General features: G+C 53.4%; 17 protein-coding genes. 8 read left to right on the top strand and 9 right to left on the bottom strand.

Annotated features, from left to right (window positions below):
- Positions 1–76 precede the first annotated feature (76 nt).
- The 8 genes from murD (at position 77) to Q4E93_RS32995 (ending at position 10,747) form a co-directional block, all read left to right on the top strand.
- Positions 77–1,417, top strand: a complete 1,341-nt coding sequence (murD, locus tag Q4E93_RS33030) for a UDP-N-acetylmuramoyl-L-alanine--D-glutamate ligase (RefSeq protein ID WP_303592228.1) — start codon at positions 77–79, stop codon at positions 1,415–1,417.
- 13 nt (positions 1,418–1,430) lie between these two features.
- The gene (locus Q4E93_RS33025; RefSeq protein WP_303592227.1) at positions 1,431–2,687 is read left to right on the top strand and encodes an FtsW/RodA/SpoVE family cell cycle protein; all 1,257 of its coding nucleotides are present in this window, start codon (positions 1,431–1,433) and stop codon (positions 2,685–2,687) included.
- Positions 2,684–3,778, top strand: coding sequence for an undecaprenyldiphospho-muramoylpentapeptide beta-N-acetylglucosaminyltransferase (murG, locus tag Q4E93_RS33020; RefSeq protein WP_303592226.1), 1,095 nt, complete (start codon positions 2,684–2,686; stop codon positions 3,776–3,778). The genes Q4E93_RS33025 and murG overlap by 4 nt, the downstream gene beginning before the upstream one ends.
- The gene (murC, locus tag Q4E93_RS33015) at positions 3,766–5,127 is read left to right on the top strand and encodes a UDP-N-acetylmuramate--L-alanine ligase (protein ID WP_303592225.1); all 1,362 of its coding nucleotides are present in this window, start codon (positions 3,766–3,768) and stop codon (positions 5,125–5,127) included. Before murG ends, murC begins: the two co-directional genes overlap by 13 nt.
- Before the next feature lie 105 nt (positions 5,128–5,232).
- A complete protein-coding gene (locus tag Q4E93_RS33010) occupies positions 5,233–6,252 on the top strand; it encodes a cell division protein FtsQ/DivIB (protein ID WP_303592224.1) in 1,020 nt (339 codons plus the stop codon).
- Between the two features lie 45 nt (positions 6,253–6,297).
- On the top strand, positions 6,298–7,686 hold the full coding sequence (gene ftsA, locus Q4E93_RS33005; protein WP_303592223.1) for a cell division protein FtsA: 1,389 nt from the start codon (positions 6,298–6,300) through the stop codon (positions 7,684–7,686).
- A gap of 40 nt (positions 7,687–7,726) precedes the next feature.
- A complete protein-coding gene (gene ftsZ / locus Q4E93_RS33000; RefSeq protein WP_303592222.1) occupies positions 7,727–9,670 on the top strand; it encodes a cell division protein FtsZ in 1,944 nt (647 codons plus the stop codon).
- Between the two features lie 135 nt (positions 9,671–9,805).
- Complete coding sequence (locus tag Q4E93_RS32995; RefSeq protein ID WP_303592221.1) at positions 9,806–10,747, top strand: TIGR01777 family oxidoreductase; 942 nt, start codon at positions 9,806–9,808, stop codon at positions 10,745–10,747.
- On the opposite strand, the gene Q4E93_RS32990 is transcribed toward Q4E93_RS32995, so the two are convergent.
- The 9 genes from Q4E93_RS32990 to Q4E93_RS32950 form a co-directional block, all read right to left on the bottom strand.
- Positions 10,744–11,547 carry an ABC transporter permease gene (locus tag Q4E93_RS32990; RefSeq protein ID WP_303592220.1) on the bottom strand — a complete coding sequence of 268 codons (804 nt, stop codon included), beginning with the start codon at positions 11,545–11,547 and terminating at the stop codon, positions 10,744–10,746. The two genes, Q4E93_RS32995 and Q4E93_RS32990, sit on opposite strands and share 4 nt — an antisense overlap.
- A gap of 5 nt (positions 11,548–11,552) precedes the next feature.
- Positions 11,553–12,449, bottom strand: coding sequence for an ABC transporter ATP-binding protein (locus Q4E93_RS32985; RefSeq protein ID WP_303592219.1), 897 nt, complete (start codon positions 12,447–12,449; stop codon positions 11,553–11,555).
- A gap of 37 nt (positions 12,450–12,486) precedes the next feature.
- Positions 12,487–13,143 (bottom strand): zinc metalloprotease, encoded by a 657-nt coding sequence (locus tag Q4E93_RS32980; RefSeq protein WP_303592218.1) that lies wholly within the window; start codon positions 13,141–13,143, stop codon positions 12,487–12,489.
- Between the two features lie 22 nt (positions 13,144–13,165).
- A complete protein-coding gene (locus Q4E93_RS32975; RefSeq protein ID WP_303592217.1) occupies positions 13,166–14,290 on the bottom strand; it encodes a TlpA disulfide reductase family protein in 1,125 nt (374 codons plus the stop codon).
- 14 nt (positions 14,291–14,304) lie between these two features.
- The gene (locus tag Q4E93_RS32970; RefSeq protein WP_303592216.1) at positions 14,305–16,707 is read right to left on the bottom strand and encodes a 3-hydroxyacyl-CoA dehydrogenase/enoyl-CoA hydratase family protein; all 2,403 of its coding nucleotides are present in this window, start codon (positions 16,705–16,707) and stop codon (positions 14,305–14,307) included.
- A gap of 102 nt (positions 16,708–16,809) precedes the next feature.
- Positions 16,810–17,448: a hypothetical protein gene (locus Q4E93_RS32965; protein ID WP_303592215.1), complete on the bottom strand. Its 639-nt coding sequence runs from the start codon at positions 17,446–17,448 to the stop codon at positions 16,810–16,812.
- Positions 17,449–17,694: 246 nt separating this feature from the next.
- A complete protein-coding gene (locus Q4E93_RS32960) occupies positions 17,695–18,120 on the bottom strand; it encodes an OB-fold protein (protein WP_303592214.1) in 426 nt (141 codons plus the stop codon).
- Between the two features lie 145 nt (positions 18,121–18,265).
- Complete coding sequence (gene metG / locus Q4E93_RS32955) at positions 18,266–20,404, bottom strand: methionine--tRNA ligase (protein ID WP_303592213.1); 2,139 nt, start codon at positions 20,402–20,404, stop codon at positions 18,266–18,268.
- A gap of 60 nt (positions 20,405–20,464) precedes the next feature.
- The gene (locus Q4E93_RS32950) at positions 20,465–21,349 is read right to left on the bottom strand and encodes a hypothetical protein (RefSeq protein WP_303592212.1); all 885 of its coding nucleotides are present in this window, start codon (positions 21,347–21,349) and stop codon (positions 20,465–20,467) included.
- Between the last annotated feature and the right edge of the window lie 33 nt (positions 21,350–21,382).

Raw genomic sequence — 21,382 nt, 5'->3', positions numbered from 1 at the left:
GGATTCATCGAGGCCATTAAAAGATATTATGGTTCGAGATAAATCCGCCCTTGACCGGGAACGAACTGGAGGATCCATGCAACAACGTTTAGTCATACTGGGCGGTGGCGAGAGTGGTGTCGGCGCGGCAATACTGGCTTCGAAGGAAGGATATGATGTATTTCTTTCGGATGGCGGCCCTTTGAAGGATATCCACCGGCAGGAGCTGATACAGCTGGGGATTGCTTTCGAGGAAGGCGGCCATACGGTGGAAAAGGTGCTGCATGCGGACGAGGTCATGAAAAGCCCGGGTATACCCGAAAAGAACGACCTGGTAAAACAGGTACGTGCGAAGGGCATTCCGGTGATCAGTGAGATCGAGCTGGCTTATCGCCACAAAGGGAAAAGCAGGATCATCGGCATCACGGGGAGCAATGGGAAGACTACTACGACGGCCATGATCTACCATATCTGCCGGCATGGGGAGCTGGATTGCGCCCTGGTGGGCAACATCGGTTACTCATTCGCCCGGCAGGTGGCAGAAGACCCTAAGGAGTGGTATGTGGTGGAGATCAGCAGCTTTCAACTGGACGACATCGTCACTTTCCGGCCCGACGTCGCCGTCCTTACCAATATCACTGAAGACCATTTGGATCGTTACGAATACAAGTTCGAAAACTACATCCGAAGCAAGTTCCGTATCACCATGAACCAAACCGGGGACGATCATTTTATTTACAACGATGACGACCCTGTGATTAAAGAGCATTTAGACCGGTATCCCATTCATTCTAACCCATTACCATTTACTATGCAACACGAGACTAACAAAGGAGGATTTATCAACAAGGGACAAATGAACATCGAGACAGGTAACGAGAAATGGCAAATGAGTATTTATGATTTTGCATTGAAAGGCATTCACAATCAATACAATACTATGGCAGCAGGTATCGCGTCGGCCACCGTCGGCATCCGCAAGCAGAAGATCCGTGAGGCGATACAGAGCTTCGAAGCGCTGGAACATCGCATGGAGTATGTCAGTACGGTAAGAGGAGTGGAGTTCATCAATGACTCCAAAGCTACCAATGTGAACAGTACTTGGTATGCGCTGGAAAGCATGGATAAGCCTACCATCCTGATCCTGGGTGGTGTGGACAAGGGCAATGACTATGGCCTGATCAGAGACCTGGTAAAGGAGAAAGTGAAAGCCATCGTGTGCATGGGGGTGGATAACAGGAAGATCCACGAAGCTTTCCAGAACGACGTAGCCCTGATGGTCAACACGGCCAGTGCGGAAGAGGCAGTGAAGGCGGCCTTTCATTTTGCTACCAAGGGGGACGTAGTGCTGCTGAGCCCGGCCTGCGCCAGTTTCGATCTGTTCAAGAACTATGAGGACAGGGGCCATCAATTCAAGGAAGCGGTGAGGGATCTATGACAAAAATAATTTGATGAGCAATACGACGACGATAGAAAGAACTCCCTTCAGGAGTCTGCGATCCAGGACCAGGGGCGACAAGGTCATCTGGACCACGGTGGTGCTGCTGGCAGTAGTGTCTCTCCTTGTCGTGTATAGCTCTACAGGATTGCTGGCGTACAAGATGTACAAAGGCAATACGGAAATATATCTCTTCAAGCAGTTTGCCTTTATCATGGTGGGCGTCATGGTCATCTATTTTGCCCACCAGGTGAATTATACGATCTATTCGAAGGTGGCGAAGATCCTGTTCCTTATATCCATACCCCTGCTGATCTACACGTTGTTCTTTGGGGTCAAGCTGAATGAGGGAAGCCGCTGGATCCGTCTGCCCATCATCAACATGACCTTCCAGACCTCTGACCTTGCCAAGCTGTCCCTCTTTATGTACCTCAGCCGCCTGCTGAGCAAAAAGCAGGATGTGATAAAGGATTTTAAGAAGGGGTTCCTGCCCGTGATCGCGCCCGTCGCTGTGGTATGTGTGCTGATCGCTCCGGCGAATTTATCCACGGCGCTGCTGATCGGGGCAACGAGCCTCATGCTCCTGTTCATCGGGAGGGTCAAGGCTAAGCATTTGCTGCTGACGATCTGTTTTGCCATGATACCTGTAGTGATCCTGGTGATGGCAGCCGTCATCCGGCACAAGGCGGACGACGGTGTGGTGGAAAAACCAAGGGCTGAGGGCCGGTCGCGTCTCACGGTCCGTGTCGGCACCTGGGTCGGCCGCGTGGAGGCTTTTATGTATGGGGCGAAGGAAGACAATGACGACAATAATTACCAGGTCAACCAGGCAAAGATCGCCATTGCCAAAGGCGGTATCCTGGGGCTGGGACCGGGGAATAGCCAGCAACGTAATTTTTTGCCTCACCCTTATTCCGACTTTATCTATGCCATTATTATAGAGGAGTATGGTCTGGTAGGCGGGGCTTTCATCGTGTTTGTCTATTTAATATTTCTTTTAAGGAGCATCCGCATTTTTCGCAGATGTCCTTTTGCCTTTGGCGCCTTTCTGGCATTGGGGCTGAGCTTTACCCTGGTGATCCAGGCGTTGGCGAATATGGCAGTGAATGTCAACCTCTTTCCCGTCACGGGTGTGACCCTGCCGCTGGTGAGCATGGGGGGCAGCTCGTTCCTGTTCACCTGTCTGGCCATCGGTATCATCCTGAGTGTGGCGCGCAATGTGGAGAAGGAAGCTTTGGAGGGGAAGGAAAAAGAGGGGGCTGTGGCATGAGCAGGAAGATCATCATAGCGGGCGGAGGTACGGGGGGGCATATATTCCCTGCCATTGCCATCGCAGGGGCATTGAAGAAAATAGATCCGGGAATAGAGTTGCTTTTCGTGGGAGCTAAAGGAAAGATGGAGATGGAAAAGGTGCCGCAGGCGGGCTATAACATAGAGGGGATCGATATCGCGGGTCTTAACAGAAGCTCTTTGATAAAAAATATTGGATTGCCTTTCAAGCTGGTGAAGAGTTTTTTCCAGGTGAGGGGGATCATCCGGCGGTTTATGCCGGATGCGGTGGTGGGTGTGGGGGGGTATTCCAGCTTCCCGGTGCTGCGTGCTGCACAGTCAAAAGGCATCCCCACTTTTATTCATGAATCGAACTCCTTTGCCGGCAAGGCTAACCAGTGGCTGGGGAAGAAGGCGACGGGCATTTTTGTCGCCAGCGACGGAATGGAAAAGTTCTTTCCGGCGGAGAAGATAAAGGTTACGGGCAACCCGGTGCGGGCTCACCTGACCAGCAGCGTCGTGGACAGGGCCACGGCTATCCGGTCTTTTGGATTGGATCCGGACAAGCCGACGCTGTTATGTACAGGCGGCAGCCTGGGAGCGAGGGGTATCAACGAGGCGATCGCGGCGCACCTGGAGGAATTTGCGGTGGATGGCGTGCAGCTGATCTGGCAGACGGGAAAGCCATTTGCGCAGCAGGCGGCGACGCTTTGCAGCGGCAGGCCGAATATCTGGACGGCGGATTTTATCACGAAGATGGAATATGCATTTGCCGCCGGTGACGTGGTGATATCGAGATCGGGGGCTATGTCCATCGCCGAGCTTTGTGTGGCCGGGAAAGCTGCGGTCTTTGTGCCATTTCCCTTTGCGGCGGAGGACCATCAGACGGCGAACGCGCAGCGTCTCGTCGACAAGGGAGCAGGTATCCTGGTGAAGGACAGCGAAGCAAAGGAGAAATTAGTGGCTACGGCTATTGGATTGTTGAAGGATGAAGCGAGGCGGCGGCAGCTGGAAGAAAATATACACAGGCTGGCGGTGACGAATGCGGATGAGGTGATAGCAGAAGAAATATTAAAACAATGCTCGAACTAAAAGATATTAAGAAGATCTATTTCATCGGCATCGGCGGCATTGGTATGAGCGCATTGGCAAGGTACTTCCGGTTCCATGGTGCAGCCGTCAGCGGGTATGATAAAACAGCTACCGTTCTCACCCGGCAACTGGAAAACGAAGGTATACCCGTCCACTATGAGGATGACCCGGGGCAGGCGCCCAAAGATGCGGATGTGGTGGTGTATACACCGGCCGTGCCGAAGGATCACCAGGAACTGTTGTATTATCAGCAGCATGAGTATCCTGTTCTGAAGCGGAGTGAGGTGCTGGGTGTGATCACCCATAGTTCTTTTAATATTTGTGTGGCGGGGACGCATGGCAAGACGACCATTACGACGATGATCGCTCATGTGCTGCGGCACAGCGGCTATGGCTGCAATGCTTTCCTGGGAGGTATTGCCGTCAATTACAACAGCAATTTCTGGAGCGACAAACGCAATGTCTGCGTGGTAGAGGCGGATGAGTATGACCGCAGCTTTTTGAAGCTGAGCCCTGATATAGCAGTGATCACGGCCATGGATGCCGATCATCTGGATATCTATGGTACGGCCGGCGCGGTGGAGGAGGCATTTATAGATTTTTCAGGGAAGATCAAGCAGGGCGGGACTTTGATCAGCAAGTGGGGATTGACGCGGGCGGCGGATCTGAAGGGGGGGAGCAAGCTGACATATGGATTAGCGGTGGGAGGGCCGGACTTTTACGCGACGGATGTCACCATGCACGATGGAAGCTATAGGTTCCGGGTGGTGAGCAAGGATTGGGTGCTGGATGATGTCGTCCTGCATATGGGCGGTATGCACAATGTGGAGAATGCGACGGCTGCGATCGCGGTGGCGCATCAGCTGGGGATAGAGGACGATAAGATACGGGCGGCGGTGGAGGCATTCAGGGGCGTGAAGAGAAGGTTCGAGTACGTGCTCCGGAAGGACGGCCTGGTATTCATCGATGATTATGCGCATCATCCCGAGGAGCTGCGGGCGTTGATCAGCGGGGCGAAAGGGCTTTTTCCCGGCAGGAGGTGCACGGTGATCTTTCAGCCGCACCTGTTCACGCGGACGAGGGATTTTGCAGACGGGTTTGCGGAAAGCCTGGACCTGGCGGACGAAGTGCTGTTATTACCCATTTATCCGGCAAGGGAATTGCCTATCGAAGGGGTCACGAGCCGGATGATCGCAGACAAGATGACCAGGGGTAAGGCAGTGCTGACGGATAAAAAGGAATTATTGGATAAGATACAAAATAGAAGAATGGAATTAGTGATCACGGCGGGGGCAGGAGATATCGATGCGCTGGTGGGGCCGATCCGGGAGATATTGGACAAGAAGTAATAGAAGACAATAGGATCTGATCGTGCACGGGAATTATCTACCCGGACACTTTTGTACCCGTCTGACGGTCCGCCAGGTCGTCGGGCGGGTCTCAAAGAAATTCAAATGGCTGTTAAAATAAATATCAGGAGGATCTTTTTCATCGCGTTGTGGTGCACCGTGGGCGCCGGCGTGCTGGTGTTATTGGTGGCTGCCATCGGTTACAGGAACAACAAGGTTTGCAAGGGATACAGGATCGATATTGCGGGCGGTGCGGGCACGTTGTTCATCGACAAGAAACAGATATTGGACCTGCTGACCAGTGCGGGCGCCGGTAAAGTGCAGAACAAGCCAACGGCCACCTTTGATCTTCGCCGCATGGAGGCTGTGCTGGAGAAAAATGTCTGGATAAAGGATGCGCAATTGTTCTTTGACAACAACGGGATCCTGCGGGTGAATGTCACTGAGCGGGAGCCCGTCGCCAGGGTGTTTACCCAAGAGGGGAATAGCTTTTACATCGACAGCAGCGGGGTGCAATTGCCGCTGTCCGACAAGCTGACGACCAGGCTGCCTGTGTTCACCGGCTACCCTGCCCCCAGGATCAGGATCCGCGGAGAGGACAGCCTGCTGACCGTGCAGATCCGTCAGCTGAGCGCGTTCATCCGCAGCGATTCGTTCTGGATGGCGCAGATCGCGCAGCTGGACATTACGCCCGAGAAGAATTTCGAGCTGGTCCCGACGATCGGCAACCATCTCATCGGGTTTGGTGATGGCAGCGATTACCAGGCAAAATTCCACCGCCTGTTCGTGTTTTATAAGCAGGTGATGAGCCAGACGGGCTTTGACAAATATTCCCGGGTGGACGTAGCTTATGCGGGACAGGTGATCGGCACAAGGAAGGGCAGTGAAGGCAGCCGCCAGGATTCGATACAGGGGATGAGGAATATCCGGGCGATGATCCATGCGGCGCAGCAATTGCAGTCAGATACGATCCATCAGCGGGATATGCGTCCGTTGGAAAGGCCTGTTCTGACAGAGCAGACGCTGACCAATTACGATCTGATCCCTGCGGGAGGAGATAGTGCGCGGGGAGCAGCCCAGCCCAGGCCGAGAGCGATCATGCCAAACAATAAACCCCATAAATAAACCCATTAACTATTAAAAAACAACTGAAAAAAATAAACTAAACTTATGAATCTTGAGCAACCAATAATTGTCGGACTCGATATTGGGACGACAAAGATCGCTGCCATAGCGGGCCGTAAGAACGAGTACGGTAAACTGGAGATACTAGGCTTTGGCCGCGCCAACTCCAATGGGGTCAAGCATGGACAGGTGCTGAATATAGACGAGACGATCAAGGCCATCCAGATGGCCCTGGACAACTGTTATGCTTCCAACCCCAACCTGGAGATCTCGGAGGTATACGTAGGCATTGCCGGGCATCATATCAAGAGCCTTCAGACGAGGGGCGACATCGTCCGGCAGAATACGGATGACGAGATCACCCGCCGGGAGATCGACCAGCTGATAGCCGATCAGTATAAGACCTATATTCCCGCGGGCGACCAGATCATCGATGTGATACCGCAGGAGTTTACGGTCGACAATTTCCAGAACATTCCCAACCCCATTGGTTATGGCGGTGTGAAGGTGGGCGCCAACTTCCATATCATTACGGGCGATAAGAATGCGATTCGTAATATCAACCGTGCCGTGGAGAAGAGTAATCTCCTTACGAAGGACCTGGTCCTTCAGCCGCTGGCTTCCGCGGCCGCGGTGATGGGTCAGGAGGACCTGGAAGCGGGCGTCGCCATTGTGGACATCGGCGGCGGAACGACGGACCTGGCCGTGTTCTACGAAGGCATCCTGAAGCATACGGCCGTGATCCCTTTCGGCGGTGAGAACATCACCAATGACATCAAGACGGGCCTGGGCGTATTGAAGACGCAGGCCGAGCAGATGAAGGTGCAGTTCGGTTCCGCTCTTTCCAATGAGGCGAAGGCCAATGCTTTTATCACTATACCCGGCCTTCGCGGCATGCCCGCCAAGGAGATCAGCGTGAAGAACCTGGCCAACATCATCCAGGCGCGGATGAGCGAGATCATGGACTTCGTCACGTATCACCTGAAGCAGGTGGGGCTCGATAGCAGAGCGCTCAATGGCGGCATCGTCATGACGGGCGGAGGATCGCAGCTCCGGCATCTCATCCAGCTGACGGAATATGTGACGGGGCTGAACGCCCGTATCGGCTATCCCACGGAGCACCTGGCGGCGGGGCATATCGAAGAGCTGGCCAAGCCTACTTATTCCACGTGTATCGGGCTTATCCTGAAAGGCTACAGCGATTACGAGCACAACCGCAAGCAATTCGATAAAGGGTTCCGGAGGATGGAAGTACCGGACAACCTGCGGAAAATGGGCGTTCAGGAGGAAGAGGAGGAAGTACGGACGGCGCAGGACAGAGAGCTGCTGCAACAGGAAAAGGTCCGCAACAGGAAAGGGATGAAGGATTTCTGGGGAAAATTCAAGGACGGCATCATCGATCTCTTCAAGGAAGAGGAAGATCATGCTCTGTAGTAATAATCAATTTTGTTTTTTGTAGTAAACATTTATAGTTATGATCCATTTTGATCTACCGAAAGAAAAATCATCCATCATCAAAGTCATTGGTGTGGGTGGTGGTGGCAGCAATGCTGTGAATCATATGTTCAGCCAGAACATAGAGGGGGTAAATTTCATCATTTGTAATACGGATGCCCAGGCTATCGCGACGAGTAAAGTTCCCAATAAAGTGCAGCTGGGACCTCACCTGACACAGGGATTGGGTGCGGGCGCGAACCCGGACATCGGTAGACAGGCGACGGAAGAGAGTCTGGAGGAGATCAAAAATATCCTCGAGGTAAATACCAAGATGGCCTTCATCACGGCCGGCATGGGCGGCGGCACGGGTACAGGAGGCGCGCCTATCATCTCGAAGATCTGTAAGGACCTTGGTATCCTCACGGTGGGGATCATCACTACGCCTTTCTCCTATGAAGGGAAGAAACGGCAGCTGCAGGCCGAGGAAGGTATCCGGGTGATGAAGCAGTACGTGGACACCCTGCTGGTGATCAGCAACGACAAGCTGCGTCATCAATTCGGTAACCTGAAGATGAAAGAGGCTTTTGCGAAAGCGGACAACGTGCTGGCGACGGCTGCAAAATGTATCACGGATGTGATCAACAGCACCGGCCAGATCAATGTCGACTTTGCGGACGTTTGCACCGTCATGCGCAACGGCGGTGTAGCGATATTAGGAAGTGCGGCAACCAAAGGTGAGAACCGCGCACAGAAGGCGATCGAAGAGGCGCTGAGCTCACCCCTTCTCAATGACAACGATATCCGGGGCGCCAAATGGATCCTCATCAACATCAATTCCGCCGAAGGCGAGCACGAGTTCACCATGGATGAAGTAGAGATCATCCAGAACTACCTGCTCAGCCAGGCAGGGGAGCATACGGATGTGATCATGGGTCTTGGCTATGACAATACCCTGGGCGCGAGCCTTGGCATTACGCTGATTGCCACAGGCTTTGAGCATAGAGATCCCTTTACAAAGGCGGCTGATGCAAAACCCGCTCCTAAGAAAGAAGATAAGATCGTCATGACCCTTGGGCAACCCGAAGCTGAACAGACGCTGGAGAAGCGGCCTGTCCTTACCACTGTAAAGGATCCGTCAGTAGAGGAGCAACCTGTGCACGCTCCTCTACCTGATGCCCTGCTCCCGAAGCTGGTGGACATGACGCTGGAACCGGAGCCGCCTGTGCTGCCTGCAGGGGCTGCCCGGGAGGAAGTGAGCATCTGGAAGGAAGAAGGGGTGTCCAATGTGGACAAACCAGTGGAAAAAAATGAAGATACCACCAGAATAGAATGGGTACTTTCGCCTGAACCGGGGCCTGCTCCGGTGGAAAATATCAAGGTGCAGCACACAGCAAGTACCGCAAAAAGTTCTCCGTCGTCTGCAGCGTCCGGAGGATACCTTGCAAGGCCATCCAATATCTATGCAGAAGAGCCACGTGCAGACAGACAATCCAACCCCTCGTCGGCGGCCGAAGGTTTTCCGAAGGCTATGCCGGAACACAACACACCTGTAAAGGAACCTATCCGGAACACGACTGTACCAGATCCGTCAAAAGAAGATGAAAACGCTCCCGAAATGCAACTCGTGTTCAGAGATAACAGTCCAGCGGCGGATGAGCCTGGGGCCTACCAAACTCACTCGCTTTCGGTGCCGAACTCACCCGCAGAGGAGCCTGCAACGCAGGACGATACGGATGATCCCAAACGCAGGGCAGCCGAACGGATAAACAAGTTGCGCAACTTGTCGTTCAACATCAATGCTGCCGATCCGAATAATGAGTTTGAAACTGTGCCGGCGTACATCCGCCGTAATTTAGAGCTGTACAACACTATCTCCAATGTGGAGAATTTCTACAGCAATTATGAAGTAAAGACGGATGAGAATAACAATACGGAGATCAGTACGATCAATACCTTTCTGGACGGGAAACGTCCGGACTGAAAATCGGGTTACAATTCATTCATCATAGTTTGTTTTTAGTTGTTTTATTCCCCCTGGTTCTCCGGGGGGATTTTTACTTCCCGGAGGGACTAAAAATTTAATAGGTAAATTACATAATTATAAACCGGACCATATATGTCTACATTCCTTATCACGGGCGGTACGGGTATGATCGGCACGGCGCTCAGCAGGATGCTGGTAGAGAGAGGCCACCAGGTCATACTCCTTTCGCGTAGGGGCTCTCCGCCAGGTGATCCTGCCATCCCGTCCATCCGCAGAGCCCACTGGGATCCTTACAAGGAGATCATCGATCCCGAGGCTGTCCGTGCGGCGGATTTCATCATACACCTGGCGGGGGCGGGAGTGGCTGACAAGCGGTGGACGGCCCGCCGGAAGAAGGAGATCGTGGAGAGCCGTACGCGCAGCAGTGCCCTGGTGGTAAAAGCATTAAGGGAGATACCCAATAAAGTGCAGGCCGTGATCAGCGCTTCGGGCATTGGCTGGTATGGTCCCGATCCTGTTATCCCCAATCCCCGTCCTTTTGTGGAGACCGATCCCGTGGACGAAGATTTCCTCGGCGAGACCTGCCGGCTATGGGAGGGGTCCATTGCACCTGTAACATCAATGGGTAAACGATTGACGATCTTTCGCATCGGGCTCGTCCTCAGTGACAAGGGCGGGGCCCTGGCGGAATTCCGGCGACCTGTGAAGCTGGGTGTGGCGGCCATCCTAGGCAGCGGAAAGCAGGTGATGAGCTGGATACATGTGGATGATCTCTGTCGCCTGTTCCTGCAGGCGGCGGAAGATAAGACCATGACGGGTGTATACAATGCAGTGGCTCCGCAGCCGGTGGATAACCGAACGCTGACCATCGAGCTGGCCAGGCGGGTGAAAGGCAGGTACTATGTGCCCGTCTATGTACCTTCTTTCCTGCTGAAGATCGTGGTGGGGGAGCTAAGTGTCGAAGTGTTGAAAAGCGCTACGGTCAGCGTCGAAAAGACGCGGCAGACGGGATTTCAGTTCCTGTATCCTTCCATTCAAAGTGCATTGGACCATTTGTTGGGGCGCCAGTCCTAGAGATCGCTTTTCAGGAAACGTCTTGCCGTGAAACCTCCGTACAGCATCAGATAGAGGAAGGCTACGATCAGGAGGGACGGAATGAGGTGCTCCCATTGAGGCGTGTCACGGGCCAGCAGGGCTTTGGCGTAAGGGAATGGGATGAGCCTGTCCGCCACTTCCTCAGGCAGATAGTTCGCTCCCTGGAATTTTAATTTGACGCGCAGGAAGCCGACGGCGATCTGTTCCACCAGCATATAGATGAGGAAGATGCCGATGGAGAGTCCGGCCCGTTTGATCAGGATGCTTAGCAGGAAGGCGATCATGGAATAGGTCATCATCTCAACGAAATAAAATAAGATAAACCGGCTGTTCTGCAATACGGAAATGCCTGCCTGCACTTTATTTCCGAAGTACCCGAAGCCCAGGACGGTGAGCAGGACGATGATCGTGCACAGCACGGACAGCAATACGATCTCGAACAGCTTAACACTGATGAATTGTTGTCTGCTCCAGCCGTCGATGACATTCTGCCGGTGGGTCTTAAAAGTAAATTCGTTGGTGGTAAGGGTAATGATGAGCAGGGCGGGGATAATGAACAGCAGGCTGGAATTCCAGGTGACCGTCTGCCAAACGTCCGGGAAGGCGAAAGGGCTGCCCAGGATCATCGTGGCCCCTTTGGACTTGGGGAAGCTGTTGTCCATAATATCGTACAGCATGTAGCTGATGCCGGGAATGCTGACCACTGTAATAGCCAGCAGGATCCAGAACGTACGATAGTTCTTTACCTTCATCCATTCCACTTTGAGCAAGGAGAGCATATAGATTATTTTGTCAGTTCCATGAATTTCGATTCGAGGCTTTTCTTGCGCAGCTGCAGGTGATTCAATACCACGCCTTGCTGAAAGCAATGCCGGTTGATCTCCGACAGGGGTATGGACCCGTTCTCAAAGAAGAGCTGCAGATGGCCTTCCTGTTCTTTCAGGTGCCGGACGCCGGTGAGACTGGCCAGGGCGGACCGCAGTTGTTCCAGGCTGCCGCCCTCTGTGCCCAGCTCGACAAAGTCCTCATTCGTCAGCACTTCATTGACGTCGCCGGCCATCAGCAATTGTCCTTTCTGAAGGATGGCCACATGCGTACAGACTTTTTCCACTTCATCCAGCAGGTGGCTGGCCAGAATGATGGTCTTGCCTTCTTTGGAAAGGTCGCGGATCAGCTCCCTTATCTGGGCGATGCCGACGGGGTCCAGGCCATTGGTGGGTTCGTCAAACACGAGGACGGAGGGGTTGCCCAGCAGGGCGGAGGCAATGGCCAGGCGCTGCTTCATCCCCAGGGAATACGTATTGAATTTGGAGGCCTTTCTGTCGCTGAGCTTTACCATTTGCAGTACGCGGGGTATATCGTCCTGGCCCCTGCCCTTGATGGCGGCGGCGACCTGCAGGTTCTTTTCTCCCGAGAGGTAGTGGTAAAAATTCGGCGTCTCCAGTAATGTCCCTATCTGCCGCCGCTGTTTTTCGGAAGGCGGCTCGCCGAACCAGGAATAGCTGCCGCTGTTCGCTTTCAGCACATCCATGACAATACCGAGCAAAGTGGTCTTGCCGCTGCCGTTGGGACCGAGCACCCCGAAAACGGATCCGGGCGGCACGTCGAAGGACACCTGGTGCAAGGCCCGGACGGGGCCGTATGATTTTGTAACGGACTGGATGGAAAGGATGCTGCTCACGGTGATAGGTTATAGCCAGGTAAGATAGCCATTCCCTTCAACTTTCCAAATGCTTCTGATGATATAAGGATGAAAATTCACCAAGAACGGAAAAAGAGTGATGATCAAAGGTGAGGCGGGAAAGCTTCAAAGCCTGGATATCCGTATCCAGCACTTTGCGGGTAAAGGGGTTCAATGTTCCGCCTTTGGCGCCGGCAGGCGCGGCAGGGTCATACTGGAAAGCAGGATCGCACAGGGTTCCCCGGGGATACATGATACCGGGTTGGCCTTTGCCCCGGATATCGAGTACTTTGGGATGGTCCAACCCGATCGTATGCCCATATTCGTGAGCGGCGGTGGTGGAAAGGTTCTGGAGGTTCGCCCTTTTGAAATAGCCGGTGTTCGAGCCCAGACCGTCCACAAAAGAAATATCATGCAGGGAATATTCTTCCACCCGGAAATAGTTGAGGCGGGGATTGGTATTATGCCAGACGGTCGCGGGCGCGAGGTCGGGAGCATAGATGCCTTCGATCTCGAACCGTACTTCATACCATTCTTTCCGGATCTTCACCTGTGCTTTTGGCTCGTTCCAGTGCAAGGCTATCTCATCAGCTACCTGGACGGATAACTGCTGATCGGCGGCTTCTCCGTAGAAATATAAGGTACTGCGTATGACAATTCTGTGGTTGGAGGTATACAATTCTGCTTCGCCCATGCACTTCGTTTGGGATTCCTTTCTATTTCAGTAATTCTGCCAGCTTCTTTTCCAGCTCTTCTCCCCGCAAGCTCTTGGCGATGATCACACCATCCTTGTCCAGCAGGTAGTTCGTGGGAATGCCTTTCACGCCGTAAAGTTCGGCCACGCTGTTCTGCCAGCCTTTCAGGTCCGAGACATGTGTCCAGGGCAGCTGATCTTTTTTAATAGCAGCCAGCCATTTTTCCTTGCTGTCATCCAGGGAGACGCCCAGGATGGCAAAGCCTTTAGGATGATAAGTTGTGTAGGCTTTTACCACATTGGGATTCTCCGCCCTGCAGGGGCCGCACCAGCTGGCCCAGAAATCCACCAGCACATATTGTCCTTTGAAGGAAGCCAGGGACACGGGCTTGCCATTGACATCGTTCTGCACGAAGGCGGGGGCGGGTTTACCAATGTCCGTCAGCAAGGCGGCATCGAGGGCTACCTTGATCTGCCTGCCGAAGTAAGAAGCCTGGATGGCGGGATCCAATGCTCTATAGAGGCTGTCCAGTACGGGTACTTCCGGGTTGTAGCTATAGTTGGCATATATGGAGTAGGCGGTGACGTAGCTGGCGGGGTGGGTGGCCGCGTACTCCTTCACATATTGCAGTTTTTTCTTTTCCAGCTCGCCGGAAGCTTTTTCCACGCTGTCCATTGTCTGCTTGTTGTCATTCATCCTGGCCTTCTTATAGATGGCCGAAAGCTTTTCGTCCACTGCGTCGAGGTCCTTCTGGCCCTCATTGAATTGCTGGAATTCATCCTGTACCGGGGAACCTTTGACGATGGCTTTTTCGATCTCATCTTTTTTACCTGTGAGGGCAAGCTCCCCGCTTTGGAGGAAGAAACCCAGCCGCCATTCCTTTCTATTATTGGGGCCGGGTACACCCAGGAGACAGAATTCAGGAGCGGATGAATAGCCCTTGATGATAAAGCTGCCGCCTTTAACTTTTGCCGAGTCGATCTGCTTTTCCGTCTGACGGTGATAGATCCAGACCCAGCCATCGGCCAATCCTTCTATCTTTCCTTTGAGGGTGTAGGCGGAATCCGCGGGTTTGGGGCTTGCCGCATATGACCGGGTGCCGTAGCAAGCCAGCAGGATGCAGGTGGTATAGAGTATCTTGCGCATGCGGCAATTTACTATTAATTTCTCAGCGGCTTTCCTCCTTTCAACACGCTCTGTATCCGTTCTAATGTTTTTTTCTCGCCGCAGAGACTGAGGAAGGCTTCCCGTTCCAGGTCCAGGATGTATTGCTCGGTCACGGGGGTGGGCTCGCTGAGGTCGCCGCCGCACATGACATAGGCGAGCTTTTTGGCTACCAGCACGTCGTGGTCGGTGGCGTAGTTGCCCCGCCACATGCCGTTGATGCCGGCATAGAGGGCGCCCAGGGCGGATCGTCCCAGGACCTTTATGTCGTTGCGGACGATGGGCTGTACATATCCGTCGTCGTATATTTCAATGACGGACTGTTTGGCTTCGGCAATCCTGCGGCCCTGGTTGATGCTGACGATGTCACGGCCTTTGCGCAGGATACCCAGTTCGTAGGCTTCAAAGGCGGACGTGGATACTTTGGCCGTGGCGATATTGAAGAAGCGATTTTTTAATGTAATGGTCTCGGGTTCATCTTCATGCATTTCGTCGGCCGCCCGAAGGGTGAACTCTTTGGTGCCGCCGCCGCCGGGTATCAGCCCTACGCCCAGCTCTACCAGCCCGATGTAGGACTCGGCAGCAGGCACCACGCGGTCTGCATGGAGGCTCAGCTCGCAAGCGCCGCCGAGGGTAAGCCCATGCGGCGCCACGACCACGGGCACCGCCGAATAGCGGGCGCGCATCATCGTGGACTGGAACTGGCGGATGGCCATATCCAGCTCGTCATAGTCCTGCTCGATAGCCAGCATGAAGATCAGGCCGACATTGGCGCCGGCACTGAAATTAGGTCCTTCCCCCGCAATGACCAGCCCTTTGTATTTCTCTTCGGCCAGGGCGACGCTTTTCTGGATACCTTCCAGCACTTCACCTCCGATGCTGCCCATTTTTGTATACCATTCCAGGCCCAGCACCGAATCACCCAGATGATAGGTCCTGCAGGCGCTGTTCTTCCATACCGTCTCGCCCTGGAAATTGCGCATCACCAGGAAGGCTTCGCCGCCGGGAAGGGGTTTATAGGTTTTTGAAGGGATGTCATAATACAGGCGCCGGCCTTGCTGGACCTTATAAAAGGTGCTGGCTCCGGACGCAAGCATTTCGTCTATCCAGGGGGCTACGGCATAGCCGGCCTCTTTCATCTTTTTCACGGTGCCTTCCACTCCCAGCGCATCCCAGCTTTCGAAGGCGCCGATCTCCCAGCCGAAGCCTGCCATCATCGCATCGTCGACGCGATAGATCTCATCGGAAATTTCAGGGATGCGGTGGGAGATATAGGAAAAGAGACCGTAATGGAAATGGCGATAGAACTCGCCCGCCTTGTCTGCACCCTGTACCAGGGCTTTCAGCCGGGTCTTCAGGTCATCGATGGGCTTGGCTGTCTCCAGCGAGGCGAATTTGGGTTTCTGGCGGGGGGCGTATTCCAGCGTCTTCAGGTCGAGGGTCAGGATCTCTTTTTCGCCGCCGGCCCCTTTTGTTTTTTTGAAGAAACCCTGGCCTGTCTTGTCTCCGAGCCATTTATTAGCGACTAATTTGTCCAGCCAGGCGGGTGTGTTGAAAGCGGCCTTCTGTTCGTCCTTCGGACAATTGTCCGCCACTCCTTTCGCCACTTTCACCAGGGTGTCGATCCCTACGACGTCGGCTGTCCGGAAGGTCGCGGATTTGGGGCGGCCAATCACCGGTCCTGTCAGCGCGTCCACCTCATCGATCGTCAGGCCCAGCCGTTCTACCAGCCCGAAGATGGCCATGATGCCATACACGCCGATGCGATTGGCGATGAAGGCGGGGGTGTCTTTTGCCAGCACGGTGGTCTTGCCCAGATATAGATCTCCGTAATGCATCAGGAAGTCTGTAACGGCCGGGTCGGTGTCGGGTGTGGGAATGATCTCCAGCAACCGCAGATAGCGGGGGGGATTGAAGAAATGGGTCCCGCAGAAATGTCGTTTAAAGTCCTCGCTGCGGCCTTCGGTCATCATGTGGATGGGGATGCCGGAAGTATTGGATGTGATAAGGGTCCCCGGCTTGCGGTATTTTTCCACTTCCGTGAATACCTGCTGTTTGATGTCCAGGCGTTCCACCACCACTTCAATGATCCAGTCATAGCCGGCGATGTCCTTCATATTGTCGGTGAAGTTGCCTGTCTTTATTTTCTTTATGACGTCCTTCGTATATACGGGTGAGGGATTGGACTTGACAGCCGCGGCCAGGGCTTCGTTGACGATGCGATTTTTGACGGCCGGATGGTCGAGGGTCAGCTTTTTTGCCGATTCGGCTTCTGTCAACGCCGTGGGAGTTATGTCCAGCAGCAGGGTCTGTATGCCGATGCCTGCAAAGTGACAGGCGATCCTTGATCCCATTACACCACTTCCTAACACCGCTACTTTTTTTATGATCCGGTTCATATGGTTTGAAATTAGTTAGTTAAACAACTATCTGGATTAAAGGTAATAAAAAAAGGGCAACCGGAAAAAAGCCCGGTATGCCCTTAATAATATGGTAAAAGTTTACAGGATCTTGCTCAGGCGATCGATCTCGTAATCTTCCGCTTTGCTGGATTGATCGATGCGTACTTTCATCTGGTCCTGCATGAGTTTTTTCGGTTGAGCGTCGCCGGTGATATAGCTGACGGTGAGATAAACTCCTTTTTCGATGATCAGCTTGTTGCCGCAGATATCCGTCATATATACCTTTTCCTGGTTCTCGAACGAGCCGGAGCATTGGTATTTGGCCTTGATGGAGTTTATCAGGATCTCGTTGGTCTTTTCCGTAAAAGAAAGGAAGCTCAGCTGGGAATAGTAAAAGATCCCCTGGATAAAATGGAATTGGATCAGCACTTTCTGGCGCAGCAGCTTGGTGCGATAAAAAAGTATCTTATGGTCCTTGAAGTCATTGATGTCCTTCAATTGAAAGGAAGGCATACCTGTTTTCCAGATGACCTTTCTCGGAGATGCTCCGAACTGTATATCCTGAGGCGCGATGATGGTGTTGGTGAAATAGGGGGAAAGGTGCTCCTGGGACAGCATCTGGTGTGCAAAATCCAGGTAATACTGATTGATAAAGCTCCTGTAAAAGCTCTCCCGTTCCTGGTAGAAATTGTTGTAACGGTTGTACGGCAGGATCTTGTATTGCAGGTTCTGTTTCATAACACAAAAGGGTTGTGCTGATATTAGATTTTTTTCGATTTTTCTTCAGGCCTGAAAGGTTGGACCCGCCGGGTTGGGAATAACTGTTTTTTTAACAGTGCTCCTTAATAAGACGCTCTAAGACATTCCAGGTTGCTGATGAAAGGTTATTCAATTAATACAACGGCATTAAGTGGTCCTAAGTATGGAATTTAAAAGAAGTAAGGGATAATACCTAGATTTTTGTCCTTTGAAGCGCTACAGTTGTTATTTTTCAATAATACATTGGAGGAGAATGACGTCTTTGAGACAGCCGGCGCAGTTGCCCTGGATGGTGCAGCTGTCTCCTATGTGAAGCTCGGGTTGACGGCTGTTGTAGAGGGTATCGAGGGTACAGCTGACAAATTCGGGGAGCGCCGGGCCCCCGCCCAGCAGGACGGTGATACCGCCCTTATTTTTTTTAACTTTTCGCACGACCCCCCGGACGGAGAGTATTTTGTAAAGGTATTGATGATTGAATAGGGCTTCGTCTTTATCGGAAAGCCCGATCAGGTCGCCTGCGTTGACGGGGACGGGGGCTTTAGCGGATACCAGGGGTGATTTGCCCGGGCGAAAGTAGAAATATCCATATATGAACAAGCCTGCAATGAGGCTGATGAGCAGCATACCGCCTGTTTTCACTCTTTTCTCCATGGGGTTGGGTGTGGCCTTGTCCCTATATACGTAGAAAAGAGAAGGGGAGATTTAATTGCCAGCTTTTAGCTACAAGCTTCAAGCTACAAGCGAGTCTTACATAAGCGCTCACAGCTTGTAGCTTGCGGCTTGCGGCTCGCAGCTATCAGCTTACCCCCGACCCTGCCTCGATGGTCTCTCCCGGGCTGACAAAATGAAGCTTTCCGCTCTTGTCTTCGGCCATCAGGATCATTCCGTTGCTTTCAATGCCTTTCATTTTCCTGGGTGCCAGGTTAGCCACGACGACTACCTGCCTTCCGATGATGTCTGCGGGGTTGAAATGCTGGGCGATACCGGATACAATGGTCCTTTGTTCGGCGCCCATGTCTACCAGCAGCTTCAGGAGCTTATCGGCCTTTGCCACTTTCTCGGCCTGTACGATGGTGCCAACTTTCAGGTCCAGCCTGGCGAAGTCGTCATAGACGATGGTGGGCTTGGCTGCTGCAGTGTCGGCTCCAGGGGCAGGGGTTTCGGTGACGGGTTGGTCGGGTGCAGTGGTTGGGGCTGCCAGCGCGGCTTTTGAGGCCAGGAGCTTGTCGACCTGGGCTTTCACTTCCTCGTCCTCGATCTTGCGGAACAGCAGTTCCGGCGCCCGGAGGCTGTATCCGACGCTGAGCAGGTTGAGCTTGCCGGCGTTTTCCCAGTCGAGCATTTTCTCCACTACCTTCATCATGTGCAACATTTTCTTTGCCGTGAATGGCAGGAAGGGGTTGATCAGGATGGCCAGGTTGGCGGTGATCTGCAGGCAGATATGGAGACAGTTATCTATCAGCTGTTGATTCTCCGGCGTTTCCGCCAGGGTCCGGGCCACGATCCAGGGCTCCTTTTTCTGCATGTATTTGTTGGCAAGGTCGGACAGCATGATGACCTCAAACTGCGCTTCCCGGAAGCGGTAGCCTTCCAGCAGCTGCTCTACCTTGGTTTTTGTCGTTCCGATGGCCGTCATCATCTCTTCGTCGGTGGCATCAAGACGGTCTTTGTGCAGCGGGGGCACTTTCCCATTACAGAGCTTATGCATCAGGACAAAAGTGCGGTTCACAAAATTCCCGAACTTGGCCACCAGCTCGCTGTTATTGGCGTCCTGGAAGCCTTTCCAGATGAATTCGCTGTCTTTTGTCTCGGGAGCGATCAACGTCAGGTAATAGCGCAGGCTGTCGGCCAGCTGGGTGCCGCCGTTGTCCTTATTGATAAAGTCGTCGATATAATCCTGCATGTCCAGCTTCCAGCCCCGGCTGGTGCTCATTTTTTCCCCTTCCAGGTTCATGAACTCGTTGGCCGGGACGTTTTCGGGCAGGATATTGCCGTGCAGTTGCAGCATGATGGGGAAGATAATGCAGTGGAATACGATGTTGTCCTTGCCGATGAAGTGCACCAGCTTCGTATCCTTGTCATACCAATAGGGCTTCCAGTCCCTGCCTGTATCCAGGCCCCATTGGCGGGTGGCGCTGATATAGCCGATGGGGGCGTCGAACCAGACGTACAATACTTTTCCTGCCGCGTCGGGCAAGGGTACTTTTATACCCCAGTCCAGATCGCGTGTGACGGCCCTGGATTGTAGTCCTCCATCGATCCAGCTCTTGCACTGCCCGACGACGGTGGACCGCCAGTCGTCTTTGTGCTGCTGCAGGATCCATTCCCGGAGAAAGGGCTCGTGTTTTCCCAGCGGCAGGTACCAGTGCTTTGTATTCTTTTTCACCGGGGGCTTACCGCTGAGGGTGCTATGAGGATGGATCAGCTGATCCGGGCTCAGGGAGGTCCCGCAATTCTCACACTGGTCGCCATAGGCCCGCTGGTAGCCGCAGACGGGGCAGGTGCCCATGATATAACGGTCCGCCAGGAAAGTCTTTGCCTCTTCGTCATAGTATTGTTCGGTCTCCTTTACTTCCAGCTCGCCGCGATCGTTCAGGTAGGTGAAGAATTCCTGCGAGGTCTCATGGTGAATGGGTTCGCTGGTCCTGTGATAAATATCGAAGGAGATGCCCAGGTCGGCGAAGTTCTGTTTGATCAGCGCATGGTATTTGTCGATGATGGCCCGGGGCGTGGTGCCTTCCTTCATGGCCTGGATCGGGATGGCTGTTCCATGCTCGTCGCTGCCGCAAATAAATGCCACCTCGCGTTTCTGCGCCCGTAAGTATCGTACGTATATATCGGCCGGCAGATAGGCCCCTGCCAGGTGGCCGATGTGCTTCAGCCCGTTGGCATAAGGTAATGCTGCCGTGATCAGGTATCTTTTTGGTTGATCCATTCGTTGGTCCTATTTGATAGGACGGCAAATTTACGAATTTCCGGGGTCAGACCAATGTGTTCATTCCTGCAGGCTGAATTCCACCGAGGCATTGCGTTTATAGTCGGTAGAGAGGAAAAGCTCATAGGTCTTCCCGTGGATAGTGACTTCCATCAGGGCAGTATTGGGGGGCAGCTTGCCCAGGTTTTCAGCGAAGAGCACCAGCTTGTTCACCGGGAGGCTTTTATCGATGGGGATGACAAGGGTTTTTGCTTCGGCGGTGAGCCTGACATGCGCCACCACCAGTTGGTTATTCAGGTACAGGCTGACGGAGTCGCCATCGATCTCGCCATTGTCGTACAGGTCTACCCTTATCGAGTCGGTGCCACGGGGGGCGGGGATAAAGGCTGCCACGACGGAGGACCGGCCCATGAAAGCATCATTTTGTTTCTGCTGCACGGAGTCCTTTTTCTTGTGGGACGGAAGCACCACCGGTATGAAGGGCGGGATCTTTTTCTCCAGGCGGATGGACAGATCGGGATATTTGTCACGGGTGCTCTTATCGGGGTTGCGCCAGTGTCCTTCCAGGAGATCCCTATGCCCGACCCGTTTGTAATAAAGGACATAGAACCCGCCCGGAGGGCGGCCTATGGACCTTTCCTCGCCGGCGGGGTCTCTCGTTCCTTCGGGCCTGCCACTGCCCACGCTGTCCTCCCGGATGGTGAGGATGGAGTCCTTGCCGTAATAACGCCCGCTGAGGATGAAGTGCCTGATATAATGGGATTCCGGAAAATACCAGTGCAGGACCCCCCCGAAAGAAGAGTCGCCCGATACGATGTTGAGCACTAATTTCTGTTTTCGGTCCGTGAAGACGACATCGCCAGACCATTGGCCAGTGAGATCCTGCGCCGTCGCTGCAAGTTCACAACCCCATCCCCACAATAAGATCACCATTAACCAACGCATTACGTAATTCTATTTTTAAAGTCGGCAAGATAT

Source organism: Flavitalea plasmicola (genome assembly GCF_030546645.1).
GTDB lineage: Bacteria > Bacteroidota > Bacteroidia > Chitinophagales > Chitinophagaceae > Puia.
Note: the sequence above shows the minus strand (reverse complement) of the source record. Positions and strands in the feature narration are given on the sequence as shown.